Raw genomic sequence first — 24,823 nt, 5'->3', positions numbered from 1 at the left:
GTCCTCTTGATTCTCAGGGGAGACGGAGAGCTCCCGATGGCTGCCGCGGCCCGTGTGATGGACTCTCGCAGCGGCTGCCGAAGTTAGGTATACCTACCCTAACAACGTCATGGTCTGAGAAACCGGTGGATTCTATTCGGTACCGGCCAAAGAGTGGTGGTTTCCGGCCTTAATCGATGACACATACCACCCCGGAGTGTGCCCCATGACCTTCCTGAACACCTGCACGAAGGCACTCGGGTTGTTGTAACCCACGCGCCTGCTGACCGAGGAAACGGGGTAGCCGGCAGCGAGCAAACCCAAGGCGACCCGTACCCTGGCATGGATCCGCCATTGGGCAAACGTCATTCCAGTTTCCTTGTGGAACAAACGGGAAAGGTTGCGCACGCTGATGGCAACTTCCGCACTCCACTCCTCCAGCGAACGATCCAAGGCCGGATCATCCAGGAGCGCCCGGGCAATAAGTTCCAGCCGCGGATCGGTGGGCATCGGCAGCAACATCGGCCGGGCGTCCACCACGTCCAGGAGTCCCACCACCACCTGCTCGGAACCGGCACGAAGGGAATCCTCCATGTCGTAAGCACTCATGTGGCGCAACAACTCCTGCGCGGCGGCGGGCACCGTCACCGCCACGGTCTTCTCCGCCAAGTGCGGCATCACCTGGCCATCAATGTTGGAGCAGTAGAACCCTGTGCCTTGCGTGGACTTCACGGCATGGACCACGCCGGCCGGAATCCACAGCCCCAGTGTTGCCGGAACGGCGAAGAACCCGCCGTCGGCCTCCACAGTCAGAACTCCCCGGGCACCCCACAGCAGTTCGTGGGTAGCGTGGAAGTGGTCAGTCCAGGTAGCCGGCGTCGCGCACTCGAAATACTGGGTCGAGATGCCCCTGACGTGGACTTCCACCTCCGGTGTTGCCCGTGGCACGGTCTGTCCGGATTGCGATATAGCTTGGCGGGTCATCTGGCCTTCTTGAAGTTAGGTGAGCCTTACTATGGTAAGCATGCCCTCCCGTTCCGCCATTCCGCCCTGCCCGCCCGGGCGCAACAAACAAGCACCCTGGAAAGCGTCCCGCCTCTTCAGGTTCACGTTGTTCGCCAACGGCCGTTGGAAGCTCTTGGTGGCTGGTTGCGCCGGACTCGCCCTTCACCAGGTCAGCGAGGCTCTGGTGCCGGCAACCATTGGCGCCGCGGTGGACAACGCGATTGAACCCAACGACGCCGGAGCCCTCCTGGGATGGCTGGGCGCCTTGGCCACGGTGTTCGTGGTACTTGCACTCTCCTGGCGCTTCGGCACCCTGGCCACGGAACGTGCCTTCAATTACGGCTCGCACGACCTCCGCCAGTTGGTGGTGGAGCGGACCCTGCATCCCCGTGGAATGGCTGCCCGGCGCGCCCCCGGCGAAATCGTGGCGATTGCCTCTTCGGACGCCGACAGGGTGGCCGGACTGGCCTGGCTGATCAGCGGCGCCCTTGCTGCAGTGGCCGGTGTGGTGACCTCCGCCGTCACCCTCCTGCTCATTTCCGTCCCGCTGGGCCTTGCCGTCCTGGTGGCCACCCCGATCGTGCTCCTGGTGATGCACCGGCTGACCAAGCCCTTGGAAATCCGCAGCGACGTGGAGCAGTCCACGGCAGCCCGTGCCGGCGCGCTGGCCACGGATTTCATCACCGGCTCCCGCCCGCTCAAAGGCCTGGGGGCGGAAGATGCCGCCTTGGCCCGCTACCGCAATGCGAGCCGGACGTCGCTGGCATCCGCCCTGAAAGCCATCCGCGCAAAATCTGCCTACACAGGGGCAAGTACGGCCCTGTCGGCAGCGTTCCTGGCGGGCATCGCGTTCTTCGCGGCCTGGTTCGCGCTCCAGGGAAGCATCACCGTGGGCCAACTGGTAGCCGTTGTTGGTGTGGCCCAGTTTGTTCAGGGACCCATGACCTGGCTGGGATTCCTCAGCGTTGAACTCGCCCGCAAACGGGCCTCCGCAGCACGCATCGCAGTCCTGCTCGAGGAACCGGACGCGGTACCCGCGACCGGTTGCGGGGAACGGGCTCATGGCCAAAGCGCCCCTACAGGAGAAAGCACGACGACGACAACCGGGCCAGCGGGACGCCCCACCTCCCCCGGACAGCCAGTCCCGCTCCTTGAACTCTTCGACACCCCGGAAAACAACGGATTCCCACCGTTCGCTGCCTCTCCCGGTGAAATCGTGGGTGTCGTTCTTCCCGACAGCTCCCAGGCCCGGCGCTTGGTGGACACACTCGGCTTCCGAACACCGGCTCCCCGCGGCGTCGTGTCCATCCAGGGCCGCGATGCCGCGGACCTGGACCCCTTGGACGTCCGTGCCAAAGTCTTTGCCGACAGCCACGAGGGCGTACTTTTCCGGGGCAGCGTCCGCCACAACGTCGCAGCAGCCGGCACCCAACTGCAGGAACGGGCCATGGCGGCGGCCGCCGTCGGGGACTTTGTTTCACAACTTCCGGAAGGCACCGAAACCGTTCTTTCCGGACATGGCCAAAGCCTGTCCGGCGGGCAGCGGCAGCGGCTGGTGCTGGGGCGCTCCCTGCACCAGCAGCAACCGGTGCTGGTCCTGCACGACCCCACCACCGCCGTCGATACCGCCACCGAAGCCGTCATTGCCGAGGGTCTCCGAAATTTCCCGGACAAAGCCCTGGTGTTGGTCACCACGAGCCCCACGCTGCTGGCCGTCTGCCACCGCGTGGTGGTGGGCCGCGCCGATGGGCCACCGGAAACAGGCACCCACCGGGAGTTGCTCGCGGCATCGGCCGGCTACCGCGAGGTGGTGGGCTCATGAGTGCCGGGATCCTCCCAATTGCCACCCCGCGCGAGACCCGGAAGGCCATGTGGCGCCTGCTGGCGCAACGGCCCGGCAGGCTCGCCCTGACCATCCTGGTGTTGTTGGCGGCGTCTTGCTGTGGTTTGGCCGCCCCGGCAATCCTGGGGGTGATGGTCAACATTGCAGCATCCGGCGGGGACGTCATGTCCCTGCTGTGGCTGGCCATCGGGCTTTTAGTAGCAGGAGGCCTGGGTGCATTGCTGGGCATTTTGGGCCAAAACCTGCTCGCCCGGATCTGTGAAGAAGCCCTCGCCGGCCTGCGCGAGGAGGTGTTTGCCGCCGCCATCCGCAAACCACTGGCACAGTTGGAAAAGGCGGGGATCGGCGACGTCGTGGCCCGGGTGTCCGGCGACGTGGAGGCCGTCAGCGAAGCAATCTCGGGGGTGCTGCCGGCGTTCACCAGCGCGGCCTTCACCATCGGAGTGACCTTGCTGGGCTTGGGCGTCATCGACTGGCGCTTTGCCGTGGCCGTCCTCATTGCTGCGCCGCTGCAAATCTTCACCCTGCGCTGGTTCCTCAAGCGGACCGCCCCCATTTACCGCACCGTGCGGATCACCGAGGCCAACCGGACCGAGCAGATCATCGAAACCGTCCACGGCTCACCGTCCGTCCTGGCCTTGGGCCTGGGCCCGCACCATGCCGGATTGGTGGCAGCAGCCTCGCACGAGAACATCGGCCATTCGCTGCGCGGCGTGGGTTTCCTGACCAGGTTCTACAACCGCCTCAACCTTGCCGAACTGATTGGATTGTCCGCGGTGTTGGCGGTGGGATTCTGGCTTCACGCCGAAGGTGCCGTGACCATTGGAGCAGCCACGGCGGCGGCCTTGTACTTCTACCGGCTGTTCGATCCGATCGGGCTGGTTCTGGGCCAGTTCGACGAGCTCCAGAAGGCTGCCGCCGGATTGGGCCGCATGTTCGGGCTGACCATGACTGCAGGATCACCCACCACTCCAGGGCCCTCCGCGGCAGCTGACTCCGGGATCATGGTGGAGAACGTCACCTTCGCCTATCCCGGCCAGCGGCCCGCGCTCCAGGAAGTCTCGCTGACGGTCCGCCCTGGCGAGCGGGTTGCGATCGTGGGGACCTCAGGCGCCGGTAAAACCACCTTGGCCAAGATCATCATGGGCCTGGAACACCCCGATACAGGGACGGTCCGGGTGGGCGGGCTCGATTCCGTCCGCTCGGCAACGGAAGACCTGCATTCTCGGATCGCCATGGTCAGCCAGGAGGTGCACGTCTTCTCCGGCACGCTGGCCGAGGACCTCAGGCTCGCCAAAGAGGACGCTTCCACCGAGGAACTTTCCCATGCCCTGCAGGCTGTCGGGGCCACTTGGGTTGAAGCGCTCGACGACGGACTGGAGACTTCCGTAGGCGCCGGCGGCCATCAGCTCACGCCCGAGCAGGCGCAGCAACTGGCCCTGGCCCGGCTCATGCTCAAGGATCCGCCCATCGCAGTACTCGACGAAGCCACAGCTGAAGCGGGAACCGGCTCGGCAGTCTTGCTGGACCGGGCTGCAGAGGCTGCGTTGGCGGGCCGGACGTCAGTGGTGATCGCGCACCGTTTGTCCCAGGCTGCCTCCGCGGACACCGTAGTGGTGATGGACCACGGGAGGATCATCGAGTCCGGCCCGCATCAGCAGTTGCTGGCCACCGGCGGCAGGTACGCCACGTTGTGGGAGGCCTGGAACAGCTCCCTGAGCCGGAATTGACGTGGAGTTTTTGTAGTGCAGTAGCTCACCCCTGGGGGTCGTGCCGCACGGGGGTTCCTTTGGCGAATGCGCGCACTTTGGCGTCGTCCCAGATGTGCGCCGGGACGCCGCCTCCCAGGAGCCTGCGGGCCAATGTGGGGTCGTCGCCGAAAGGCGCATGGCTGCCGGCCATGATCATGTTGCCGTAGCGTCGCCCCTTGAGCATGGCGGGGTCGGCGATGATCATGGTGTGCTCAAACGTGTCCGCGATGGTGGCGGCATCGGCCCGGGCATTCTTGAGGTCAGGCGCATCCCCTGAATTGACCACGTACAGTCCGTCGGATGCCAGGACCGCGTCTGCATGCGCCGTGAACTCACGGGTGGTCAGTGCACGGGGCGTGAAGGCGCCGGCAAAGACATCGCGGATGATGAGGTCCCTGGTATCCGGAGTGAGGGATTCAGTGACTTGGCGGGCTTCGCCCACACGGAGCCTTAACAACGGTGCTTTGGGGAGGTCGAACCACCCGCGTACGTAATCGGCCAGCTTGCCATCGAGCTCCACCACGACCTGCCGTGCTTCGGGGTAGGCGGCGTGGAAGTAGCGGGCCATGGAGCACGCTCCCCCACCAAGGTGCAGTGCGCGCAGCTTCGGTTTCTGCTCGCGCGGCCACCGCGATTCCACTAAGGCGGCAATCCAGCGCATGTATTCAAAGTCCAGGAACAGGGGATCTGCGAGGTCGATGTGCGAGCTCATGACGCCATTGATCTTCAGCAGCCAGCCGTTGGAGTTGTCCTGGTCCGGGATGAGTTCGCAGTCGCCGGTATCGATATAGTAGACCCCCGCCACTGGACCGTCAGGGCGGGCGCCGGAAGGCACCTCGACGACTCCCGCCGTCGACCTTTTACCGCGTTTCGCCACTATTTCCGCCCCATCCGAGTCATGCGTCAAGCCTAGTGGAGCGACACATTTCCCCTAACTGCACCTCAACACTAAGGGTACTTATGATTTAGCGCGATTGAGTCCTATGATCTCTACATGGGTCTTGGAGAAACAGTGTGGGCGGAGGTGCTGACGGTGGCGGTAGCGTGGCTGACCGTCGTTTGCCTCATGCTGGCGCGGGTGCCCAAACCTCCGGGCCTCCTGGATCCACCACTTGATACGGATCCGTCCGACGACCCCGAATCCCGCCAAGCTCCTTAGGAGCAGCTCCTTGGCGGGCAACCCGTCTCAGGTGCTCCGGATGGAGATTGGCTGGTAGATCACCACCGAGCCTTCCCCTGCGGCCCGGCACGTCAACTGGCGCTGCGGCGTGCGGAGGGCGCGCAGTTCCACCTCGATACGTGCCGGATGGGGCGGCCGGCCGGCGAGGTGAATGAGCCAGTGATCGCCCTCACGCAAAGCCCGCGTGACCACGTAATCATGCCTGCCGGCGGGCCCGAATTCTCCCAATGCGGCCGCGACTGCTGCCTGCTGTGGCGGCAGCAGATCCGTGTAGCCGCGTAAATACCGGGCATGGATACGGCCGGAAAGATGCTCCTCTATGGTGGTGACGGAAGTCCCGGCGTCGAGTCCTCCGTAATACACGCCGTCAGGGGCGACCACCGCATTGGCCGCGAACCTGTCACCGCCAACGTGGGAGCATTCCCACACCAGTTCAGGCCAGCGCTCACTCAGGGCAAGCCCCACCGGCCGCCCCCACACCGCGCAGCAAGGGTCGTGCTGGCCATGCGCGCAGACCAGGATGGCCGGCGGCAACCCCGTCCCGCCGGGCAGGGCCAAGGCCGAAGCAATCTCCGCCAGGTCCTCGTCCCGCTCCCACGTTCCCCAATGCTGGCGATATGCGCCGGAACTTTCATGGCGAAGGACCGCCCAGCTGGCCACTCCGTGGCGGCGCCTGGGACCGGGCCGCCGCACCAGGAGGACCCGTGCATTCGCCGCCCGCGCCGAGGAGAGGACCATGGCTTTGGTTCCGGCATCGAGGTCAAGGCCTTCGAAGCCGCTGGGCGGCCACGCACCCCGGTACTCCACCAGGACCCACACCAAGGAAGGCGACGCCGTGCCCGCCATTGAGTCTCCGCGAATCCGGGCGTTTTCGGCGCAGAAGAAACGTCCTGTTGGGGCCACAGGCGACGTCACGGCTCAACGGGGATGAGAACGCCTGCGCGCAACAGCCTTTCGACGAGTTCTACGCCAAGATCAGCCGCAATGTGGTCCCCGCCCTCCAGCAGGCGCCGCACCGATGACAGGTGGTCATCATGGAAATCGAGCCACCCTACCCGGGTAGTGAGGCGTGAGCCCTCAAGCCGTGCTTCCAGTGCTTCCCGAAGCCGCACCACCGACTCCGGCCCCAAGCGCTCGATGGCCGCGAGCTGGGCCACCGGACCAAGCGGGGCAGGGCGTCCTTGTCCCCTCCGGGTGCGGTGGAAAAGGGACGTGGTGTCCGCTTCCATGACAGCAGCGGCGAGCCGTTCGCGAACAGCAGCGATCTCTTCTTCGGGCCCGCCCACACCCAAAGGCAAAGATCGGCGCATGGCGGGATCCTCACCCAACGCTGCGAGCGCGGCCTGCGCCAAGTGTTCGGCCAAGGCATGGCGGGTCCAGTTATGGACTCCCAGTGTGAGATGGATGGAGACTTTGCCTTGGGCCTGCGCGGCGTGCAACCAGCCTCGGGGCAGATACAGGACATCACCGGGTTCCAGGATCGTGTCTATGTACGCCTCACCCTTGGCGGCCTGGGCCACCGCGTCGCTGCGATCGGTCCAGGGTTGGCTGCGCAAAGGGTCCTCATGGACCGGTTCATGGATGATCCAGCGCTTGGTTCCCTCGATCTGCAGCACGAAAACGTCATGGACGTCGTAGTGGTCATCGAAACCGCGGTTCTGCGGCGGCGTGATGTAGGCGTTGGCCTGCACAGGATGGCCGAGCTCGGTACTTAGCCGCGAACTGAAAGTCGCCACCGGATCCCACGTGCGATGCAGGGCCTGCAGGACCAAAGTAGCCCCGTCAGCGAATTTGCGCCACAACGCGGTGTCGTCGAGTTGATCGGAAATGGTGGCGCCCACCCCCGCCTGCGAAGTGAAGGAGGACTCGGGAAGGGTGGATCCTCCCTTGGCGACACGCAGGAACGGTGTCCGGAGCCCGCGGCGTGAAATCAGCTCGTCAACGGCGCTGCTTGAGAACACATCGGCGAAATCACTGACACCCCTGGTCAGCAAGGCCGTCCGCCCCCAGACATCACTGGCGAACTGCTCCCGGCCGACATCGATCAAACGTGTTTCCAGGACCCCGCCGCCTTTCACCGCACCGGGGTCCTGGAAATCAGTATTGGCAGCGCTCAAATTCAGCTGCCTTGCTGCCCGGCGCCGCCGTCGGCACCACCGTCAGCTCCACCATCGGCACCGCCATCAGCACCACCGTCCGCACCGCCGTCATGAGTACCGGGGACGCCGTCCGCGCCACCGTCTGCGGGGCCTTCGGCACCACCGTCAGCTCCACCATCGGCACCACCGTCGGCACCACCGTCATGAGTGCCAGCGCCGCCGTCGGCACCACCGTCATGGGTACCGGGGACGCCGTCCGCGCCACCGTCCGCGGGGCCTTCCTGCTGGCTTGGATCCTGCTCTGGAATAGACATGCTTCCTCCCGGGAATCGGACCGGGCGGACCTCGTCGACACCGCCCGTGATCACCCTATCCAGATGAGTCGGCTCTGGGAACAGTTCAGTGGGCGGGAACTTGCTGCAGCCCGGGACGGACCATCCGATGCTCCGGCAGTGAGTACCAGGATGGGTCACACAGCTGCCGCTTTCCGTCCGGCACAAATCCGTTGCGCCGGTAAAAGGCCTGGGCGCGGGGGTTGTCGTCCAGAACCCATAGGTATGCCGGACCATCGCCGATCAGGGCATCCACCAGTGACTGCCCGACTCCCCTGCCGTGGATTCGCTCCAGGGTGTAGAGCATGAACAGTTCGGTCCCACAGGGGCTGTCCTCATCCCTGCCCGGGCCCGCGGCGCCGAGGCCAACCAGGAAACCGTCGGGGTCGTGGGCCAACATCCGGGTGTGCCCCGCAGCGATGTAGTCCCGGTAGCGCCGGATGCGGTCGGGCAGCGCCGCTTCCTGTTTTTCAAAGAACTCGGGAGGCAGCAGGTGCCCGTAGCTTTCGCGCCACGATTGGACATGCATGAGCGCCATGGCCTCGGCGTCGTCCACCGTGGCTGGGCGAAGCGTGAAATCCATGCGCTACCTGACCCTCGCGATCGCGAATCCATCCCAGCCCTTGCTGCCCACGGTCTGGATGGCAGTGGCGTCCAAGCGCGGATCCTGGCCCATCATTTCCAAGACCTTCACGATGCCAGGCGCGTTCACCTCGTCCCGTCCAGGTTCAAGGATGGCACCGTCCCAGATGACGTTATCCACCACAATCACGGTGCCGGGATGTCCCAGCCGGATGGCCCAGTCGAGGTAGTTGGCGTCATTCTCCTTGTCAGCGTCAATGAAGACGAAGTCGAACGATTCCTGCCCGGCCAGCGCGGGAAGCGTGTCCAGCGCGGCGCCCACGCGGATGTCCACCTTGTGCCCTACCCCGGCAGCATCGACGTTGGCGCGCGCAACATCGGCGTGCTTGCGGAGGAATTCGCAGGTGACAATCCGACCGTCGTCGGGCAGTCCCTGTGCCATCCAGATGCTGCTGAAACCTGCCAATGTCCCAATCTCCAGCACACGCCTGGCCCCAGAGACCTGCACGAGCATCCTGAGCAGCTTGCCCGCATTGGGTGCCACTTCAATCGCCGGCATACCGGCCTCTACCGCGGACGTCAGGGCGCGCCGATGTGCAGGTTCAGGACGCACGACGACGTCGGTCAAGTAACGCTCGACGTCAACCCAACCAGGCTCTGTCACGTGTTCAATCATGGCCCCCAGTCTTGCACTGGCGGCTTCGGCAGGAAACCCTTTTTGACCCGCTGGTCAAAAATGGCCTAGGCTGCGGACATGGGCCGGCCAAGAAGCTTCGACGACGAAAAAGTGATCTCCGACGCCATGGACGCGTTTTGGACCCACGGCTATGCGGCAACGTCGCCCGCAAAACTCGCCGAAGCCACCGGCATTGCCAAGGGGAGCCTCTACAACGCTTTCACGAGCAAGCGGGATCTCTTCGACCGTTGCCTCACCCTGTACCAAGACCAGATGATGCGCATGGCCCAGGAGTTGCTGGAGCACCCCGGAACCACCAAGGAGTGTCTTCGCGCGGCCCTTCGCACGATCGTTGACAATGACCTGGCGCAGGCCCATCCCCGCGGGTGCCTGATCGGCAATACTGCAGTAGAGCTCGCCGGGCAGGATCCGGCGCTGGCGGGCAAGCTCCGGCTGATGCAGGACGAATCGACCGGATGGTTTGCTGCTCGAATCCAAAGCGGCCAGCTCAAGGGAGACATTTCCCCCGACCGAGACGCGCAGGCCTTGGCCGAGCATCTGGCCACAACCCTGGCCGGCCTTCGAGTGATGGCCATGACGCACGACGCACCAACTCTCCATCGCGTCATCGACACCGCCCTGGCGGTCCTCTAGTTCTCACGGCAAAGCAAAATCTGCTGAAATTTACGCTAATTTTTGACCAACTGTTCCAGAAAAGGATAGGTGCATGGATTACTCACTCAACGGGAAAGTTGCTGTTGTCACTGGCGCGAGTCGTGGCATCGGGCTGGCTACGGCACGGGCATTGGCATCGGAGGGTGTCCGGGTAGTCGGGGCGGCCCGCACCATCAGCCCCGAACTTCGGGAGGTGTGCAGCCTTGGCGTCTCTGTCGACCTGTCCACGAGGACCGGAGCCCAGGAGTTGATCGATATGGCCTTGGCCAAAGAGGGCAGGGTGGACATCCTGGTCAACAACGTAGGCGCCGGGGACGCCAACAGCTTGAAGCTGGGCGGATTCCTCGATGCCGACGAGGATCAGTGGCAGAGATTGCTGGACCTCAACCTGCTCAGCGCAGTACGGACCTCACGCGCTGCCCTGCCAAGCATCGTGGAACACCAAGGCGTCATCGTCAACGTCTCATCAATCAATGCGCGCATCCCTTCCACTGGCCCGGTCGGATACAGCGAGGCCAAGGCCGCCCTGACAGCCTTCAGCAAACGGCTCAGCGAAGAATTCGGACCGCAGGGGGTACGGGTGAACACAGTCTCGCCTGGCCCCGTGGGCACTGGGCTTTGGCGTGATTCCGATGGATTCGGAGCAAGGGTCGCCGAAATGTACGGGGCAACCCACGAAGAATTCCTCGAAGCAATGCCAGCGACGTTCGGCGTTGCCTCCGGGCGCATTGCGGAACCGGAAGACGTGGCGGCGTTCATCACGTTTCTGGCCTCACCAATTGCGAACAGCATCACTGGCGCGGACCTGGTCATCGACGGCGGGACAATCAAGACCAGTTGAAACACGTGCCCGCATGATGCCGTGGCGCGGTGACACGGCATCATGCGATGTTCACGGCGAACTACATGTTTTCCTCTCCCGGACCGGCGATCGCCTCTTCGAGCCGCTCCACCTTGCCGGTCAGTTCGCCGCTGTACCCGGGCCGGATGTCAGCCTTGATCACCAGGGAGACACGGCTGCCGTAGCGGCCCACTGCTTCGGTGGCGCGCTTGACGACGTCGAACACCTCGTCCCATTCGCCTTCGATCGTGGTGAACATGGAGTCGGTCTGGTTGGGCAGTCCGGACTCGCGGACGATCTTGACGGCGGCAGCGACGGCGTCGTGGACCGAAGCGTCGGGGGTGGGTCCGCCGTTGGCGGCGGATGCGGGCTGGCCCGAAGGGGCGACTGAGAAGGCAAGCAACATAAAATCCAGTGTTTCACGTACTGGTTTGTCATATAACGGCCTACTCCCGCGTAACAAGAGGCCTTCGACGCTCCGTTGCTACCCTGACAAGCATGGAACAGCCCTCTGAACGCAAGCCCCTCAGGGCAGACGCCGCACGCAATGTGGACAAAATCATCACCGCCGCCCGGCAGTGCTTCCGGGAACACGGACCCGAAGTGCCCTTGCAGACCATTGCAGCCACTGCCGGAGTTGGCCCCGCAACGCTGTTCCGCAACTTCTCGGACAAAGAGCAGCTGGTCCTCGCAGCCTTGTCCCGCCAGCTGCGCCTGCACGTGGACCCCGTCGCCACTGCCGCCCTGGACGGCATGGATGCGGCAGAAGGACTCATCAACGTCATCGACGCCGTGATGCAGGTTGCCAGCGAAGACGCCAACCTCCTTGACGCCGTCGCAGGCCGCAGGGGCCTGCTGATCGGCATCACCCGTGGCATCATCGGCTCCATGGCCACACTGCTGGAGCGCGGACAAGGCCAAGGTTCCTTGCGGCGCGATATCACCATTGAGGATATGGTCCGGCTGGTAGCCATGTTGATTGGTGCCGTTGACACCATGGAGCCTGGCTCCGCTGCATGGAAGCGTCCTGTGGCCCTGATCGAAGATGCCATCCGGAGCGAGCGTCCGTCCCGGCCGCTGCCGGAGCAGTCCGGCATCCCCGGCGTCACGCTGACAGAAGCTCCCTGACAGCAAAGGCGGGCTCAGCATGGTGAGTCCTGCCCATCGCGAAAGCCTCGTCAGGGCACTAGGCTCGAACGCATGGTTATTCCCTTGAGCTCATACTCATCCAGCGGTTCCGAGTCCGCCGCAGCAGCAGGCCTTGTCCTGCTGCTCATGGTCATTTACTTCGCAGTGGTCTTCGCGATCGTTGGCGTGCTCTACATGGGAATGTTCACCAAAGCAGGGCGTCCAGCCTGGGCAGCTTTTGTTCCGGTCTACAACAGCATCAAGCTCATGGAAATCGCAGGTCGCCCCTGGTACTGGTTCCTGTTGACCCTCATCCCGTTCGCCGGAATCTACTTCGGCATCGTGGCCCTGCACGATCTCTCCAAGTCATTCGGCAAGGACGCCGGATATACCGTGGGGCTGGTCCTGCTGCCCGTGGTCTTCGTACCCATGCTGTCCTATGGTTCAGCGCCGTACTTGGGACCGGCAGCCGGACGGCAGTTCGTGGCTTACCCGCAGGCTTATGGGCAAGGCTACGGGCAGGGTTACGGCCAGCCGTACGCGCAGCCGGCTCCGCAGGGGTACGCGCAGGGATATGCGCAACCGCCAGCCCAGCAGTACAACGGTCAGCCGTTCAACGCCCAGCAGTTCAGTGGCCAGCAACCGCCGGCCCAGCAGCCGGATGGCCAGCAGTACCGCTAGCCAGCAACGGCGGGCCCAGCAATACCTCCGCCCAGCAGCGCTCTAACCCCACCCGAGCAACCTGAGGAGCGCCGCTGCAGCAGCGCCCGAGATGACCACCACCAGGAACGGTGCCCTAAGCCACAGCGCGACGGCGGCCGCCACCAAGGCGCCGATGCGGGCGTCAAGGACGAGGCCCTGGCCCGAAGCAACGGCATTGACAACTGTCAGGGACGCCAGCAGTCCGATGGTCATGGTTCCGGCCACATGCATGATGCGTGGACTCTCCAACAGCTTGGCGGGCACGAAGTAGCCCACCAATTTGGTGAGGTAGGCCAGTACGCAGGCAATCAGGATCCAAAGCCACAGGCTCATTTGCTGTCCCCATGATCGTGGTGTCGCCTTGCTGCGTAAGGATCCAGGTCCGGCTCCAGCCCTTCGTCAACGCGTGCGTGGCTGAACCATCCGATGACACCGGCCACTACCGCTGCCACCAGGATGGGGACGCCCGAGGGGACAAAGGGCACGGCCAGGATGGTTGCCAAGGCGCACGCAGCAGCGATCGCCCAGGGTTCCCGGCCTTTCAATCGCGGCCACAACAAAGCCAGGAATGCTGCTACTGCGGCTCCGTCCAAACCCCATTGCTTGGGATCACCCATGGCATCCCCGGCCAACGCGCCGATGGCGGTGAAGATATTCCAGAGAATGAATATACCGATTCCGGCGGTCCAGAAGCCGCGTCGTTGCTCATCGGGATCGGACTGGCCGGACGCCGTCGCGGTTGATTCGTCGATGGTGACGTGCGCGGAGACGTAGCGTTTCCAGCCGGCCGGGCGGAGCATGGCGTTGATCTGCATACCGTAGATGCCGTTGCGCAGGCCCAACAGGGCGCTGGCCGTCATGGCCGCCACCCCGGAACCGCCACCGGCCACCACACCGATGAAGGCAAACTGCGATCCACCGCTGAACAGCAACAGGCTCAGCACCATGGTTTGCCAAAAGTCGAACCCGGATGCCACGGACAGGGCACCAAAAGACACCCCGTAAAGACCTGTGGCGATACTCAAGGACACGGCCACCTTGAACGCAGGTGACTCCCTCAGCTTCATGGGAGCGGCACTGCCGCTCATTTCCTAAGACTCCAGGACCACAGGATCAGCGGAATCTGCAAGGGCAGGCGGACAGTGTGGATACGCCGTTCGGCCGCCGTTCCGTTGGGGCCATAGGCGCGACGAAGCGCGTCAATATGCCCTGCAAGAAATGCCGTGAACATTGCCGTGGTGGCATCTGCCGCGGCCCGCCGCGTGGCGGGGACCAGGAGTCCTATGGCAACAGCGGCCTCGATCAGGCCCGAGGAGGCTACCCATTCCTCGCGGGACATCACGGCAAGGGGACCGTTTGGGCGGCTTCCAGGCTCGTCCTTGCGGCACAAGTAGTCGGGGACCACCGGGTAGTAGAACTTAGGCGTGCGGAAATGCTTCGCGGCGCTGGCCAGGAGCAGGGCGCTCAAAGCTACTGCGGACGTGGTTCGGGTTGCTTGTGCTGACCAGCGAAATGACATGTGACCACTCAATCACAAGCGCGGTGGCCCCCAAAGTCAGCTCGATACCATCAACTGTTTGAGTACCTGCGCCGGCTTGTTGGTGGTGATCTCGTGGATGCCGAGGCCCTGGCACAAGGCCACATCCTTTTCCGAATCGACAGTCCACACTCGGAATATACGTCCGGCATCCAACCACCGTTGGACGTTGCGTGCGTGCTCCCTGATGTAGTCGATTCCCGGGCCTGCAATGACCACTTCGCCTTCATCCAGAACACGTTCAGCCTCGAGCTGCGTGGCCCGCATGACGTTGGCCACCGCGCTGCCAGTCAGGAAGCCCAGCCCAAGTTCCTCCCGCAACTCTTTGACTGTGAAGTCGTCCACCAATTGGCAGATGTACTCCTTGGGGACGCTGCGGAGCAGCCGCTGGACGGAATCGGTATCAAAGCTCATAAAGGAGATCCTGATGTTCTCCAACCGTGAGTCCTCCGGGGTCCAGCCTTCTTCTTCCAGCAGGGCCAACACCCTGTCCTCGAGCTTGAGCCGATACGGGCTTGGGTGCTTGAGTTCGATCGCCAAACCGATCTCCCGGCCCGCACCCCGCAGGATGTCCAACAATTCAGGCAACGTCAGGAATTGATCGGACACTCCCCCGTACGCCTCCGGAATGCGGGCACCCTTCCAGGAGGAGAAATCCAGGGACCGGAGCTCTTCCAAAGTGTGCTCGGCTACCGGGCCGGTTCCGGTGGACGTCCGGTCAAGGTCTGCATCATGGAGCAGCACCACGTGCTGGTCGCGGGTCAGGTGGACATCGCACTCCACACCGTCGGCGCCGTCGGCAATGGCCTGCAAATAGGCAGCCCGCGTGTGCTCGGCGTAGGCCGCACTGGCGCCGCGGTGGGCATAGACCTTGGGCCGGCCCGGGGCGAAGTCGTCGCTGGTCATGCAAACACGGTAGCCCACCTCGCTGCATCTTCGGGGGCTACGCTGGGCTCATGCAGGTGAACTCTGAACAAATCCCAACTGAAGACCTCACCAACCCCCAACAGATGCCGGACCAGTCGCGTTCGGCAGGCTCGAACAGCCCAGGTTCTGCACGCGGAGGTTCCGGTCGCGCAGGTTCCGGTCGCGCCAGGGGCGATTCCGCCGTCGTCGACCTCTCAACAGGTGACCTGGAAAAGGCGGCCGCGCTGCGCCGGATGAAGCGGTTGGCCTTGGCGTTGCTGATCGGCATGGCGGTGATCTTTACCGTGGCGTTTGCGTTCCAGAAGCAGTTCCCGTGGCTGGAATATGTTCGTGCGGCAGCCGAAGGTGGCATGGTGGGCGCGTTGGCCGACTGGTTCGCCGTGACTGCCCTCTTCAAGTACCCCATGGGCCTGAAGATCCCGCACACGGCCATCATCCCGCGCCGCAAGGACCAGATTGGTGAATCACTCAGTGACTTTGTGGAGAGCAACTTCCTCTCCCAGGAGGTTGTGCAGGACAAGTTGGCCAGCATTGATATTGCCCGGAAGGCGGGCACCTGGTTGTCGGCGCCCGGTGGAGCCGAACGCGTTGCCAAGGAAGGCGGCGCGATCATCCGTGGCGCGTTCACCGTACTGAACGACGACGACGTGCAGGCAGTCATCGAAGGAATGGTCCGCAAGCATCTACTCACTCCGCCGTGGGGACCGCCCGTGGGCAGGATGGCTGAACGGATCTTCGCCGACGGGCACCACCACACGTTGGTTGACCTGTTGGTTGACCGGGCCGCCGATTGGGTGGAGGCCAACCATGCCACGGTGAACAGGCTCGTCTCGGACCGTTCTCCTTTGTGGGTCCCGACATTCGTGGACGGTCTGGTGGGTGACAGGGTGTACGTGGAACTCTCCAAATTCGTCCGCGCCGTCCAGTCGGACCAGAACCATCAGGTGCGGCAGTCGATCGATGCCTACCTCACGGATCTGGCCCAGGACCTGCAACACGATCCCGCCATGATTGAGCGCGCCGAGAGCATCAAAGCCCAGATCCTTGGTGATCCCGAGGTCCGCGAGTTGGCATCCCGCACCTGGGGAACCGTCAAGACTGCGCTGCTCAACGCCGTCGATGATCCCGACAGTGAACTGAGCCAGCGCTTCAAGGGTGCCGTCCGTGACTTCGGTACGCGGCTGGTCAACGACGACGAACTGGCCGGAAAGGTCAACGCGTGGATCGGAGACGCCGCAGGCTACCTGGTAAACACCTACCGCTCGGACATCGCAGGGGTCATCTCTGACACCGTGGCGCGTTGGGATGCCGAAGAGACGTCCCAGAAGATCGAACTGCAGGTGGGCAAGGACCTTCAGTACATCCGCATCAACGGCACTGTAGTGGGCGCCTTGGCCGGGCTGGCGATCTTCACGGTGGCACACCTGCTGTTTGGCTAGCAGCATCCGCGGTACTGGAGCTATCCTGCGAGCCTTGGTACCTTCAACGCATGCCCATCAAACTTGAAAACGTTGGTATTGCGGTCCGGGACCTGGAAGAAACCATCTCCTTTTTCACCGACCTCGGCCTGACGGTCCTTGGCCGGGACACGGTCAGTGGTGAATGGGCAGCCACCGCAGTGGGCCTGGATGGAAACCACGCAAAAATCGCCGTGCTCCAAACTCCGGACGGCAATGGGCAACTGGAACTCTTCGAGTACATCCACCCTGACGCGATCGAGACAAACCCCACGCTTCCCAACGAGATCGGCATGCACAGGGTGGCTTTCTCGGTGGATGACATCGATCAAGCCCTGGACATCGCCGCACAACACGGGTGCTACCCATTGCGCGGCGTGGCGAACTACCAGAGCGTTTACAAGCTCACCTACCTCCGCGGCCCCAGCGGGATCCTGGTCATGCTCGCGCAGAAGCTCTAAAGCGAATCCTGCGTTCAGGGCCGGATCCGACGCCCAGCCCTTGCAGCGAAATCGTCCAGCGCTGCAACGATGTCGCTGGCGATCCATGCCCGGACTCCGCGCACTCTACCGGCAGGGCTCAATACTCCAGCCTCTTGGAGCCGTTGCACAGCCCGATATGCGGTTGCCGTTGATACTCCTGCGTATTCAGCGGCCATTTCCGCAGTGATCGCCGGCTCCCGCGGCAGCAACGCCAAGACCTTCAATACTGAGTCCCGTGCCGGCCCAACCCTGGTTCGAAACTCGGACTGGACAGCTTTGATGTCAGCAGCCAACAGGCGGCCATTGTCCACGGCCAGCAATGCCGACTCGGCGAAGCGCTGCACAATGGGCAGGATATTACCCATTCGGTACGCACCCAACGCATCGAAGTACAGGCGGGTATCAGTCAGGAGGCCTGACGACACCGGGATCGTGACATTCTCGGTGACGCCTTTGGCACGCAGCAGTGCGCTGACAATGGCCCTGCCTGTACGCCCATTGCCGTCTGCGAATGGATGGATGGTCTCGAACTGGGCATGGGCCACCGCCGCCTGGGTCAGCGCGGGAATATCGTCCCGTTTCATGAACTCCACCAGGTCGGTCATACCGCCAGGAACCAGATCATGGTGGGGCGGCACGAACTCGGCCGAATGGGGAGAGTTTCCGCGAATCCAGACCTGCGAGGTCCGGTATTCACCCGCGATGACCCTGTCCGATGCGGATAGGAGAGTGTGGTGCATCGCCCCGATATTGTCCACGCTGAGGTCCTCGGACAGTGCGATGGCCGCCTGCATCGCCTCAACGTTGGAAGCCACGAGAGAAGCATTGATACTGGACCTGTCACCCAACTGCGCCAGCACAATCTTTCGGGCGCCGGCCGTCAAATTCTCGATCTGGGAACTCGATGCGGACTCGCTCCTCAGCAGCAAGGCAGCGAATGGCGTGGAATCCTGTCCCAGTTCAGCATCGAAACGAACCATTTCCATCGTGGCTGTTTCAACCAAGGATTGCGTTGCAGAGTCAACACCGGGATCCAGATCAGAGATAGCAGGCGGCACGGCGGCCTCATACGGTCCTCTGGCGAGCAGACGCTGTTGTCTCGACACGCCCGGGGCAGGCTCAGTGGTCCACGAGCGCTGCTCAAAAGTCAGGGGCGGCCAGTCAGTTTCCTTGTTCACGGCACTCCTTGAGAATAATGTTGCCCTATTTTCTCATAGAGTGCTCTTACTGAGAAAATCACCATAGACGATTCTCAGAAGGGCCCCATTCTGAGAAAATCGGCATCACGTTTTCTCAGCCGAGCAAGTGCATCATCTGCCCTGGCCTTGCTTGGCCGATCAAGTCCAGGTCCTCGTCACGCACCAGCGCGATCACCGGCGATTTGGCCGTTGCCGGACGGCCGGCCAACGCAATGACGGGAAGGCCCGACGGCGGCAGCACCACCGAGCCCAAGGCCAACGGTTGAGGATGGGCTGCTTGGGCTTTGGCAGCTGGGGCGGTTTGACCCACCTCAAGCGGCCGGCCAAGAAGCCGTGCACCCACGCGGTCCGATTCCTGCGAGAGGGTCCACGGTTCCGTGGTCAGCCGAAGCCACGTTCCGGCGTCGACATTTTGAGCCTGCGGGTCTTTCGGCACGCGTGAAACCCTGGCAACAACCGGTCGTTCCGGGTCCAGTGCCCGCCGGGCAGGGTGGGTGACGGGAGGGTGGGTGACTACAGGTTGCCTGCCGGCAGAGAGAGCCTGACCGCGGGGCTTCCCGAACGTCACGGCTGCACCGGCGGACAACACCTCACTGGCTTCCTGCACACCACCGTGAACCGCCACGTAGTAACGCAACCCAAACAGCGCCGGCCCGAACTCCAGCACTGCCCCGGGAGCTACCCTGACTGCTGTGTTCAGCGGAAACTCTGCTCCGTTGAGCGTCACGGCCCCGTCGGCTCCAGTGACCGCCACAGCGGACCCTGTCACGAACCGGAGCTTCAAACCGCCCAACAGGACCTCGAGTCCGGCGGTATGGTCGGGATTTCCCAGCAAGGCGTTGGCCAAGTGCATGGACATCCGGTCCAGGGCCTCATTGGGTTCCAGGGCCAGCGTCAACATTCCGGAAGCCACTACCACTGCGCCCATCCGAACAAACCCCTCCCTCAGAACCCGCTGAACCTGGCCCGCCCTGACTCAGGCCTAAGCGAACGCCTCTATCTGTACACCTGCCTGCTCCAGTCCTTCCCGGACAGCAGCTGCCATGCTGACGGCGCCCGGAGTATCTCCGTGAATGCACAGAGAATCAGCCACCACCGGGACAACAGTTCCGTCGATGGCCAGGATTTCCTTGCGGGTTGCCAGCCGCACGGCTTGGGCCACCACGGCAGCGGGGTCATGAAGAACTGCACCTTCCTGGCTGCGCGGCACCAGTGTGCCGTCGGGAAGATAGGCGCGGTCCACAAATGCTTCCCGGAACACCGGGTGCCCTGCTTCCTCGGCGAATTTCAGCCACTCAGAGCCCGGCAGGCCAAGTACGGGCAGCCCGGGATCGTACGCGTGGACGGCGGCCACCACGGCTTCCGCTTGCTCGGAGTCATGGACAATCCGGTTGTACAACGCCCCGTGTGGCTTCACGTAATCCACCGATGCCCCCACAGCGTGGGCCATGCCGTCCAGGGCGCCGAGTTGGTACAAGACATCGCCGAAAAGTTCGTCGAACGTCATGTCCAATGAGCGCCGGCCGAAACCCGCCAAGTCCCGGTAACCCACGTGGGCTCCCACCCGGACATCCAGCTCAAACGCTGCCCGGCAGCTGTCCAGCATGGTGAGGGGATCGCCGGCGTGGAACCCGCAAGCGACATTGGCGCTGCTGACGATGCGGAACATCGAAGCATCATCGCCCATGGTCCACGATCCGAAGGACTCTCCCAGGTCAGCGTTCAGGTCCACTGTTACCGCCTTCCAGCGTGGGGGTTTCCGGTGCCGCTTCGGGAGCGGCCAAGGTCTGTGATGCGTTGGGGAGCAGCTCACCGGGGACGGTGTCCGGCAGCGGGCCGAATGCTTCCTTGGCGGTGGCCACCACGGCGCGGCCCATCATCAGGTTGCCGCCACCACCCACTACTGCGCCGATGCCGAAAGGCAGGGCGCGGCCTAGGAACGCAGTTCCCTGGCGCTTCACGAGGTTCTTGAGGAAGGCCCGCTGGATGGAGTCGCGAATGACGCCGAATCCACTTCCCGGGATCTTCTTGGTAAGGGTCCTGCCCCACGCGTTGGTCACGCCCTTGCCACGGCCGAGCGATTGGCCGCTCAAAGCTCCGAGCATGGACGTGCCTTCCTCGCCCAGCATGATGGCCATGACCATGGTCTGCGCCCGCACAGGATCGGTAAGCCGGATGCCGTGGAGCTCGGCCAGTGAAGACGCGTACAGGGCCGTGGTCTCCAGGAAGCCCACGGTAGCCAACGCCGAAAGGCCCAGGGATGCCGCGGTTCCGATGCCGGGGACGACGGCGGTGGCACCCACTGCGGCGCCGCCACCGGAGATTGCCAGCAAGTAATGGCGCTCAAGTTTCGCGGCGAGCTGGGCCGGGGTGTCACGCGGGTGCTTTCGTTGCAGCCTGCGCAGGTTGGCCAGGACCAAAGGACGCTGGACCTCGACTGCCTTCAACAAGACGTTATGGACGCCGGGCTTGGTGTTGCCTTGCTCATCGAAGACAGCGTTGTGGGCTGTCTCCTGGGCGATCTTCACCGCCGGGTTGGGTCGCTTGGGCATCTTCACCTCTCCTTGGCAGCTGGTTCGTCATAAGGGGAACTACTGGATTCAGCCTATGCCACACCCCAGGCGGACGAGGCTTCGCCGGGGGCCTATGTGGATACTATTCCGCGCACAGCTGACCTCGCACCAGCCATTGTGCGGCGTAGACTGGGGGCACTCACGGAAGCAGTCCACGCAAGGACAGGGAGTATCCGCCATGAACACCCCGGACAAGAACGACGACGCTGCCAGGCGCCACGCCGACGCCCCTGCGGAGGGCCAGCCGGAGGGCTGGGTTCCGCACGATACCGGCCTCCATAGCCAGAACCCGGCGGAAGGTGCGGACACCGACGACGGCGACGCCCCGCCGTCGGACGCTTCATAACCGCAGGTTCCTTCCGCCCCGCGCCCACCGGCACGAGTGCCCTCCACCCCGTGCCCACCGGCACGAGGGCCTTCCGCGGCATCCACGCGCAGGCATAGGGTGGTGAAATGGCCGCGTTGAGAGCGCTGCGTCCCTTTGCGCACAGGGAATTCAGGGTGTTGATTGCCGCGCTGTCCATTTCCATTTTTGGCTCCGGCATGTGGGCAGTGGCCATGGTCTACGAGGTCATCCACCTCGGGGGCGGCCCGCTGGAACTATCGCTGGTGGCAACTGCGGCCAGCGTCGGCCTGGTGGCTTTCGTGCTGGCCGGTGGCATCGCTGCGGACAGGCTCCCGCAACGGCTCCTGATCATCGCGGTAGAGGGCGCCAACCTGGCCGTCATTGCCACCATTGCGGCGTTGGCCATGGTCGATGTCCTGCAACTCTGGCATCTTGCCATCGGCGCTTTTGTCCTCGGCGTGGGGCAGGCCTTCTTCTTCCCTGCCTATTCGGCGATCCTTCCGCGGATCCTTCCCGCTGACGACCTCCTTGCCGCCAACGGTTTGGAGGGCACCGTGAGGCCTGTCCTCCAACAGGCAGCCGGCCCCGCGCTTGCCGGAATACTGGTGGCCTCCCTGTCCCCCGCCCATGCCGTCGCGGGGGTTGCCATGTGCCATTTGCTGGCGTTTGGAATCGTGAACTTCCTGAGCCGGCAAACCCCAGGGTTTCCAGTCCAGCTGGGCGCAGAAGCCGCCGGGATGGTTGGTCCAGGTGGAGCCCCGGCAAATTCGTCCCTGTTCAAGGATCTCGCAGAAGGTTTCAGCTACACCATCCGGACGCCCTGGCTTCTGTGGACCCTGATCTGGGCATGCTTGTCCGTGCTGTTCCTCATCGGGCCCATTGAGGTTTTGTTGCCCTTCGTGGTGCGGGACCAACTGGGTGGGGACTCCAGGATGTTCGGTTTCCTGCTGGCCATCATGGGGGTTGGCAGTGCCATCGCTGCCCTGGCAACAGCGTCCCTGCGCCTTCCCCGCCGCTACCTGACCGTCATGGTGCTGACATGGGGCCTGGGAAGCCTGCCCGTTGCCGCGATTGGTTTCATGGACTGTTTCTGGATGCTCGGCGCCGCCATGCTCGTCTTCGGGGTCACCGAAGGAATTGGAACGGTTATCTGGGGCACGCTGCTGCAGCGGCGCGTGCCGCGGCACTTGCTCGGCAGGATTTCCAGCCTGGACTTCTTTGTCTCCCTGGCGCTGATGCCCGTTTCCATGGCCCTCGCCGGACCCATGGCCCAGGTGGTTCCCCTGTGGCTGATCTTCCTCATCGGAGGCCTGGTGTGCCCCCTCATGGCTTTCGTTGCGCTCTTCGTAGCCCGCATGATGACCGATGAGATCGGAAATCCTTTGACCCCGGATGCCGCACCTGACGAAGCTGCAGACACCCAGCCCGACGCTGTGTAGCGTGGGCACCACCACGAAAGGACACATCATGGCCGCAGGAACCAAGGACGATCCCTGGCAGCTCACCACTCCGCCGGGATCCTCCGACTACACCATGTACAGGGACGATGCTGCCGATCCCCCCGCCATTGTCTGCCAGGTTGGATCCACCAAGCTGCTGTACCAACTGCGTGCGATCGATGACCTCCATGCCTGGCTTATGGAACAGGGCGACTGGGTACCGCTGGGAGCCGCCGACGAAGGCAAGGATGCCGCGGCCGGAACGGTGGAGGCGTGGGGCCGCAGCGAGGACAACCCCGTGGGTGGTTGGTACGGGCTGCGCAAGGGCTACCGGGGCCGCTTCGGAATGTACATGCCGCCGCTGCTCGAGGCTCTCGGCCTGGCAGAGCTGACGCATGAGAAGCGGAACAACAGCATGCGGGGCATCGCGCAGTAGCTTTCGCTCAGGCATTCCCGGGCTTGGGCTCCTGTGGATCGGGGATCTCGTGGGGCCGGTACTTGGGCAGCTTGGTGGCGGGAAGGATCGCGACGGCGCTCACGGCTGCCAGGATCAGCAGTCCCGTTTTGAGCGCCCTGAGCCGGGCGTCGGTATTGATGGCGACGGCGGTCTCCACCTGCGCTTCGGTGGCGTCGGTGGTGTTGTTGAGGACTTCCCTGAGGTTGTCATTGCTGACGAAATTGACGTTGTCCAGATTCACCTGCTGTTTGAGCGGGTCCGGGAGTTCCACATTGTTCATGACCGCCTGACCAACGTTGAGGCTGAGGATGGTCACCAGCAGTGCACCGGCCAAAGCGGTGCCCACGGCCGAGGCCAGGTTCTGGGTGGTGCCACGGATCGAGCCGACGTCGCCGGCAAGTTCCTTGGGGGCAGCGGTGACCAGGACGTTGAAGACCAGGGTCACCAAGGCTCCCTGCCCAACGCCGAAGACGAACAGGCCCAGGATGGTTGGCAGCGTCTCCCAGTTATTGGTGACCACCAAGGCAAGCCACGCCAGCGCGACGGTGGTGAGGATGAAGGAAAACACGGCGATGGTCCGTGGGCTGTAACGCTTGTAGAACCGGACAACGAGGGTGGCGGTGATGAAAACCGTCAGGTTGAACGGCATCATGGCCAAGGATGTATCGAACGGGGTGCGGCCTTGGACGATCTGGATGTACAGGGGAACAGTGAAGTTCAGCGCCGCCTCCAGGGAAACCACAATGAACATGGCATAGACCGCCGCCCGTTCCCGGGATGATCCCAGAACTGCCAGGCTCACCAGGGGCACTTTCCCATCCTTGGTCCGTTTCCTGGTCCACATGAAGAAGGACTGGCCAAGGATGACGCCGATAAGGATCAGCAGGGGCGCGGGTGAGACTCCCAGGACATCGAAGGGTGCACCTTCGGTTGCGGCCAGCGGACCCCAGGCGTTGAGGTTGTTGAAGCCGAGCGTAAGGGAGACGATGCCCGCACCGATAAGGGCGGCAGCGACGACGTCGATCTTCACATCAGGGTTGCCGCGGTCTGAGCGGAGCTTGAAGCTGAACGCGAAGACCGCCACGGCGAGTCCCAGCACGATGCCGAACACGGGCCGCCAGCCCACCAGGGTGCCCAGGGTGCCGCCGATGAGGAAGGCGCTGACACCGGAGAGGGCACGGGCTGAACCGAGCGAGCCGATGGCGGTGGCCTGCTGGGCGCCGTGGTAATTTTCGGCGATCAATGCCACCAGCGAGGGCACGATGATGGCCGCCGACGCTCCCGCGAATGCCTGGGCCGCAATGGCCCATCCCACCGTTGGCGCGAAGATCATCATCAAAGCCGATGCGGCGAACAGCGCCACCACCACCCTGAAGATGACCACCCATCCGATGCGCTGACCGAGTTTGGCACCCACCATGACCAGGGCTGCCACCACCAGCCCATAGGTCACGATGACGGTGCTGACGGTGGTGGGCGGAACACCGAAATCCTGGACCATTCCGCCCAGTGATACCGGGAGCGCTGCAACGTTGAAGGACATGAGGACCTAGGCCAGGAACAACCCGATCATGGGAATCCAGGACGCTTTTTGTTCCGTGCTGGAGGAGACC

29 protein-coding genes are annotated in these 24,823 nt (G+C 63.7%); 12 read left to right on the top strand and 17 right to left on the bottom strand.

The features are described 5' to 3' along the window. Positions 1–132: 132 nt before the first annotated feature. Positions 133–963, bottom strand: a complete 831-nt coding sequence (locus LDN85_RS02290) for an AraC family transcriptional regulator (protein WP_223944481.1) — start codon at positions 961–963, stop codon at positions 133–135. A 40-nt stretch (positions 964–1,003) separates the two neighbouring features. Between LDN85_RS02290 and LDN85_RS02285 the strand changes: the two genes are divergently transcribed. Both LDN85_RS02285 and LDN85_RS02280 read left to right on the top strand, forming a co-directional pair. Beyond that, positions 1,004–2,806: an ABC transporter ATP-binding protein gene (locus LDN85_RS02285; protein WP_223944480.1), complete on the top strand. Its 1,803-nt coding sequence runs from the start codon at positions 1,004–1,006 to the stop codon at positions 2,804–2,806. Continuing rightward, positions 2,803–4,557 carry an ABC transporter ATP-binding protein gene (locus LDN85_RS02280; protein WP_223944479.1) on the top strand — a complete coding sequence of 585 codons (1,755 nt, stop codon included), beginning with the start codon at positions 2,803–2,805 and terminating at the stop codon, positions 4,555–4,557. The genes LDN85_RS02285 and LDN85_RS02280 overlap by 4 nt, the downstream gene beginning before the upstream one ends. Positions 4,558–4,582: 25 nt before the next feature. Here the strand turns inward: LDN85_RS02280 and LDN85_RS02275 are convergent, their stop codons facing one another. Then, on the bottom strand, positions 4,583–5,455 hold the full coding sequence (locus LDN85_RS02275; protein ID WP_223944478.1) for a fused MFS/spermidine synthase: 873 nt from the start codon (positions 5,453–5,455) through the stop codon (positions 4,583–4,585). A 117-nt stretch (positions 5,456–5,572) separates the two neighbouring features. Here LDN85_RS02275 and LDN85_RS02270 point away from each other — a divergent pair, with 117 nt between their 5' ends. Then, on the top strand, positions 5,573–5,737 hold the full coding sequence (locus LDN85_RS02270) for a hypothetical protein (RefSeq protein ID WP_223944477.1): 165 nt from the start codon (positions 5,573–5,575) through the stop codon (positions 5,735–5,737). Between the two features lie 27 nt (positions 5,738–5,764). Here LDN85_RS02270 and LDN85_RS02265 read toward each other — a convergent pair whose 3' ends face one another. The 5 genes from LDN85_RS02265 to LDN85_RS02245 all read right to left on the bottom strand — a co-directional run bounded on the left by LDN85_RS02265 (position 5,765) and on the right by LDN85_RS02245 (position 9,447). Beyond that, positions 5,765–6,604 carry a sucrase ferredoxin gene (locus LDN85_RS02265; protein ID WP_223944476.1) on the bottom strand — a complete coding sequence of 280 codons (840 nt, stop codon included), beginning with the start codon at positions 6,602–6,604 and terminating at the stop codon, positions 5,765–5,767. A 65-nt stretch (positions 6,605–6,669) separates the two neighbouring features. Beyond that, positions 6,670–7,836 carry a cupin domain-containing protein gene (locus tag LDN85_RS02260; protein WP_223945410.1) on the bottom strand — a complete coding sequence of 389 codons (1,167 nt, stop codon included), beginning with the start codon at positions 7,834–7,836 and terminating at the stop codon, positions 6,670–6,672. A 41-nt stretch (positions 7,837–7,877) separates the two neighbouring features. Further along, positions 7,878–8,171 (bottom strand): BatC protein, encoded by a 294-nt coding sequence (locus LDN85_RS02255; protein WP_223944475.1) that lies wholly within the window; start codon positions 8,169–8,171, stop codon positions 7,878–7,880. Positions 8,172–8,256: 85 nt separating this feature from the next. Beyond that, positions 8,257–8,772, bottom strand: a complete 516-nt coding sequence (locus tag LDN85_RS02250) for an N-acetyltransferase (RefSeq protein WP_026542092.1) — start codon at positions 8,770–8,772, stop codon at positions 8,257–8,259. Positions 8,773–8,775: 3 nt separating this feature from the next. After that, the gene (locus LDN85_RS02245; protein ID WP_223944474.1) at positions 8,776–9,447 is read right to left on the bottom strand and encodes an O-methyltransferase; all 672 of its coding nucleotides are present in this window, start codon (positions 9,445–9,447) and stop codon (positions 8,776–8,778) included. 78 nt (positions 9,448–9,525) lie between these two features. Here LDN85_RS02245 and LDN85_RS02240 point away from each other — a divergent pair, with 78 nt between their 5' ends. Further along, on the top strand, positions 9,526–10,101 hold the full coding sequence (locus LDN85_RS02240; RefSeq protein ID WP_026542094.1) for a TetR/AcrR family transcriptional regulator: 576 nt from the start codon (positions 9,526–9,528) through the stop codon (positions 10,099–10,101). Positions 10,102–10,174: 73 nt separating this feature from the next. Beyond that, the gene (locus tag LDN85_RS02235; RefSeq protein ID WP_223944473.1) at positions 10,175–10,963 is read left to right on the top strand and encodes an oxidoreductase; all 789 of its coding nucleotides are present in this window, start codon (positions 10,175–10,177) and stop codon (positions 10,961–10,963) included. 61 nt (positions 10,964–11,024) lie between these two features. On the opposite strand, the gene LDN85_RS02230 is transcribed toward LDN85_RS02235, so the two are convergent. Then, positions 11,025–11,369, bottom strand: coding sequence for a thiamine-binding protein (locus tag LDN85_RS02230; protein ID WP_223944472.1), 345 nt, complete (start codon positions 11,367–11,369; stop codon positions 11,025–11,027). Positions 11,370–11,461: 92 nt separating this feature from the next. Here LDN85_RS02230 and LDN85_RS02225 point away from each other — a divergent pair, with 92 nt between their 5' ends. Further along, positions 11,462–12,091, top strand: a complete 630-nt coding sequence (locus LDN85_RS02225) for a TetR/AcrR family transcriptional regulator (protein WP_026542097.1) — start codon at positions 11,462–11,464, stop codon at positions 12,089–12,091. Between the two features lie 72 nt (positions 12,092–12,163). Next, on the top strand, positions 12,164–12,772 hold the full coding sequence (locus LDN85_RS02220; protein ID WP_223944471.1) for a DUF5684 domain-containing protein: 609 nt from the start codon (positions 12,164–12,166) through the stop codon (positions 12,770–12,772). 42 nt (positions 12,773–12,814) lie between these two features. Here the strand turns inward: LDN85_RS02220 and LDN85_RS02215 are convergent, their stop codons facing one another. Genes LDN85_RS02215 through LDN85_RS02200 form a run of 4 tightly spaced genes read right to left on the bottom strand, consistent with a single transcriptional unit; the run spans position 12,815 to position 15,236 of the window. Beyond that, a complete protein-coding gene (locus LDN85_RS02215) occupies positions 12,815–13,126 on the bottom strand; it encodes an AzlD domain-containing protein (protein WP_026542098.1) in 312 nt (103 codons plus the stop codon). Further along, entirely contained in the window at positions 13,123–13,881 is a 759-nt protein-coding gene (locus LDN85_RS02210; RefSeq protein ID WP_091552672.1) for an AzlC family ABC transporter permease, read from the bottom strand. Before LDN85_RS02210 ends, LDN85_RS02215 begins: the two co-directional genes overlap by 4 nt. Then, the gene (locus LDN85_RS02205) at positions 13,878–14,312 is read right to left on the bottom strand and encodes a hypothetical protein (protein ID WP_026547445.1); all 435 of its coding nucleotides are present in this window, start codon (positions 14,310–14,312) and stop codon (positions 13,878–13,880) included. Before LDN85_RS02205 ends, LDN85_RS02210 begins: the two co-directional genes overlap by 4 nt. A 36-nt stretch (positions 14,313–14,348) precedes the next feature. Further along, positions 14,349–15,236: a glycerophosphodiester phosphodiesterase family protein gene (locus LDN85_RS02200; RefSeq protein ID WP_223944470.1), complete on the bottom strand. Its 888-nt coding sequence runs from the start codon at positions 15,234–15,236 to the stop codon at positions 14,349–14,351. Positions 15,237–15,286: 50 nt separating this feature from the next. Between LDN85_RS02200 and LDN85_RS02195 the strand changes: the two genes are divergently transcribed. Further along, positions 15,287–16,696 (top strand): DUF445 family protein, encoded by a 1,410-nt coding sequence (locus LDN85_RS02195; protein WP_223944469.1) that lies wholly within the window; start codon positions 15,287–15,289, stop codon positions 16,694–16,696. Between the two features lie 50 nt (positions 16,697–16,746). Further along, positions 16,747–17,175: a VOC family protein gene (locus LDN85_RS02190; protein ID WP_223944468.1), complete on the top strand. Its 429-nt coding sequence runs from the start codon at positions 16,747–16,749 to the stop codon at positions 17,173–17,175. Positions 17,176–17,189: 14 nt separating this feature from the next. Here LDN85_RS02190 and LDN85_RS21965 read toward each other — a convergent pair whose 3' ends face one another. The 4 genes from LDN85_RS21965 to LDN85_RS02170 all read right to left on the bottom strand — a co-directional run bounded on the left by LDN85_RS21965 (position 17,190) and on the right by LDN85_RS02170 (position 20,947). Then, a complete protein-coding gene (locus LDN85_RS21965) occupies positions 17,190–18,374 on the bottom strand; it encodes a Fic family protein (RefSeq protein ID WP_275966475.1) in 1,185 nt (394 codons plus the stop codon). Positions 18,375–18,489: 115 nt separating this feature from the next. Then, a complete protein-coding gene (locus LDN85_RS02180) occupies positions 18,490–19,323 on the bottom strand; it encodes a biotin-dependent carboxyltransferase family protein (RefSeq protein WP_223944467.1) in 834 nt (277 codons plus the stop codon). Between the two features lie 54 nt (positions 19,324–19,377). Beyond that, positions 19,378–20,127: a 5-oxoprolinase subunit PxpA gene (locus LDN85_RS02175; RefSeq protein WP_223944466.1), complete on the bottom strand. Its 750-nt coding sequence runs from the start codon at positions 20,125–20,127 to the stop codon at positions 19,378–19,380. Beyond that, positions 20,111–20,947: a hypothetical protein gene (locus tag LDN85_RS02170; RefSeq protein ID WP_091552664.1), complete on the bottom strand. Its 837-nt coding sequence runs from the start codon at positions 20,945–20,947 to the stop codon at positions 20,111–20,113. Before LDN85_RS02170 ends, LDN85_RS02175 begins: the two co-directional genes overlap by 17 nt. A 199-nt stretch (positions 20,948–21,146) precedes the next feature. On the opposite strand from LDN85_RS02170, the gene LDN85_RS02165 reads away from it, so the two are divergent. The 3 genes from LDN85_RS02165 to LDN85_RS02155 all read left to right on the top strand — a co-directional run bounded on the left by LDN85_RS02165 (position 21,147) and on the right by LDN85_RS02155 (position 23,189). After that, a complete protein-coding gene (locus LDN85_RS02165) occupies positions 21,147–21,314 on the top strand; it encodes a hypothetical protein (protein ID WP_223944465.1) in 168 nt (55 codons plus the stop codon). A gap of 107 nt (positions 21,315–21,421) precedes the next feature. Next, on the top strand, positions 21,422–22,753 hold the full coding sequence (locus LDN85_RS02160) for an MFS transporter (RefSeq protein WP_223944464.1): 1,332 nt from the start codon (positions 21,422–21,424) through the stop codon (positions 22,751–22,753). Between the two features lie 28 nt (positions 22,754–22,781). Next, positions 22,782–23,189: a DUF6855 family protein gene (locus tag LDN85_RS02155; RefSeq protein ID WP_223945409.1), complete on the top strand. Its 408-nt coding sequence runs from the start codon at positions 22,782–22,784 to the stop codon at positions 23,187–23,189. Between the two features lie 7 nt (positions 23,190–23,196). Here LDN85_RS02155 and LDN85_RS02150 read toward each other — a convergent pair whose 3' ends face one another. Beyond that, positions 23,197–24,753, bottom strand: a complete 1,557-nt coding sequence (locus tag LDN85_RS02150; protein ID WP_223944463.1) for an MFS transporter — start codon at positions 24,751–24,753, stop codon at positions 23,197–23,199. Positions 24,754–24,823 lie beyond the last annotated feature (70 nt).

Origin of the sequence: Arthrobacter sp. StoSoilB20 (assembly GCF_019977295.1) — a bacterium.
Taxonomy (GTDB): Bacteria; Actinomycetota; Actinomycetes; order Actinomycetales; family Micrococcaceae; genus Arthrobacter; species Arthrobacter nicotinovorans_A.
The sequence above is the reverse complement of the archived record's forward strand: the minus strand, read 5'-3'. Positions and strand labels throughout refer to the sequence as shown.

Bases quoted from the DNA above. Each gene is read 5' to 3' on its own strand.
- LDN85_RS02290 (WP_223944481.1), bottom strand. From the start codon at position 963: ATGACCCGCCAAGCTATATCGCAATCCGGACAGACCGTGCCACGGGCA.
- LDN85_RS02285 (WP_223944480.1), top strand. From the start codon at position 1,004: ATGCCCTCCCGTTCCGCCATTCCGCCCTGCCCGCCCGGGCGCAACAAA.
- LDN85_RS02280 (WP_223944479.1), top strand. From the start codon at position 2,803: ATGAGTGCCGGGATCCTCCCAATTGCCACCCCGCGCGAGACCCGGAAG.
- LDN85_RS02270 (WP_223944477.1), top strand. From the start codon at position 5,573: ATGGGTCTTGGAGAAACAGTGTGGGCGGAGGTGCTGACGGTGGCGGTA.
- LDN85_RS02265 (WP_223944476.1), bottom strand. From the start codon at position 6,604: ATGGCGGGCACGGCGTCGCCTTCCTTGGTGTGGGTCCTGGTGGAGTAC.
- LDN85_RS02255 (WP_223944475.1), bottom strand. From the start codon at position 8,171: ATGTCTATTCCAGAGCAGGATCCAAGCCAGCAGGAAGGCCCCGCGGAC.
- LDN85_RS02250 (WP_026542092.1), bottom strand. From the start codon at position 8,772: ATGGATTTCACGCTTCGCCCAGCCACGGTGGACGACGCCGAGGCCATG.
- LDN85_RS02245 (WP_223944474.1), bottom strand. From the start codon at position 9,447: ATGATTGAACACGTGACAGAGCCTGGTTGGGTTGACGTCGAGCGTTAC.
- LDN85_RS02240 (WP_026542094.1), top strand. From the start codon at position 9,526: ATGGGCCGGCCAAGAAGCTTCGACGACGAAAAAGTGATCTCCGACGCC.
- LDN85_RS02235 (WP_223944473.1), top strand. From the start codon at position 10,175: ATGGATTACTCACTCAACGGGAAAGTTGCTGTTGTCACTGGCGCGAGT.
- LDN85_RS02230 (WP_223944472.1), bottom strand. From the start codon at position 11,369: ATGTTGCTTGCCTTCTCAGTCGCCCCTTCGGGCCAGCCCGCATCCGCC.
- LDN85_RS02225 (WP_026542097.1), top strand. From the start codon at position 11,462: ATGGAACAGCCCTCTGAACGCAAGCCCCTCAGGGCAGACGCCGCACGC.
- LDN85_RS02220 (WP_223944471.1), top strand. From the start codon at position 12,164: ATGGTTATTCCCTTGAGCTCATACTCATCCAGCGGTTCCGAGTCCGCC.
- LDN85_RS02215 (WP_026542098.1), bottom strand. From the start codon at position 13,126: ATGAGCCTGTGGCTTTGGATCCTGATTGCCTGCGTACTGGCCTACCTC.
- LDN85_RS02210 (WP_091552672.1), bottom strand. From the start codon at position 13,881: ATGAGCGGCAGTGCCGCTCCCATGAAGCTGAGGGAGTCACCTGCGTTC.
- LDN85_RS02205 (WP_026547445.1), bottom strand. From the start codon at position 14,312: ATGTCATTTCGCTGGTCAGCACAAGCAACCCGAACCACGTCCGCAGTA.
- LDN85_RS02200 (WP_223944470.1), bottom strand. From the start codon at position 15,236: ATGACCAGCGACGACTTCGCCCCGGGCCGGCCCAAGGTCTATGCCCAC.
- LDN85_RS02195 (WP_223944469.1), top strand. From the start codon at position 15,287: ATGCAGGTGAACTCTGAACAAATCCCAACTGAAGACCTCACCAACCCC.
- LDN85_RS02190 (WP_223944468.1), top strand. From the start codon at position 16,747: ATGCCCATCAAACTTGAAAACGTTGGTATTGCGGTCCGGGACCTGGAA.
- LDN85_RS02180 (WP_223944467.1), bottom strand. From the start codon at position 19,323: ATGGGCGCAGTGGTAGTGGCTTCCGGAATGTTGACGCTGGCCCTGGAA.
- LDN85_RS02170 (WP_091552664.1), bottom strand. From the start codon at position 20,947: ATGCCCAAGCGACCCAACCCGGCGGTGAAGATCGCCCAGGAGACAGCC.
- LDN85_RS02165 (WP_223944465.1), top strand. From the start codon at position 21,147: ATGAACACCCCGGACAAGAACGACGACGCTGCCAGGCGCCACGCCGAC.
- LDN85_RS02160 (WP_223944464.1), top strand. From the start codon at position 21,422: ATGGCCGCGTTGAGAGCGCTGCGTCCCTTTGCGCACAGGGAATTCAGG.
- LDN85_RS02155 (WP_223945409.1), top strand. From the start codon at position 22,782: ATGGCCGCAGGAACCAAGGACGATCCCTGGCAGCTCACCACTCCGCCG.
- LDN85_RS02150 (WP_223944463.1), bottom strand. From the start codon at position 24,753: ATGTCCTTCAACGTTGCAGCGCTCCCGGTATCACTGGGCGGAATGGTC.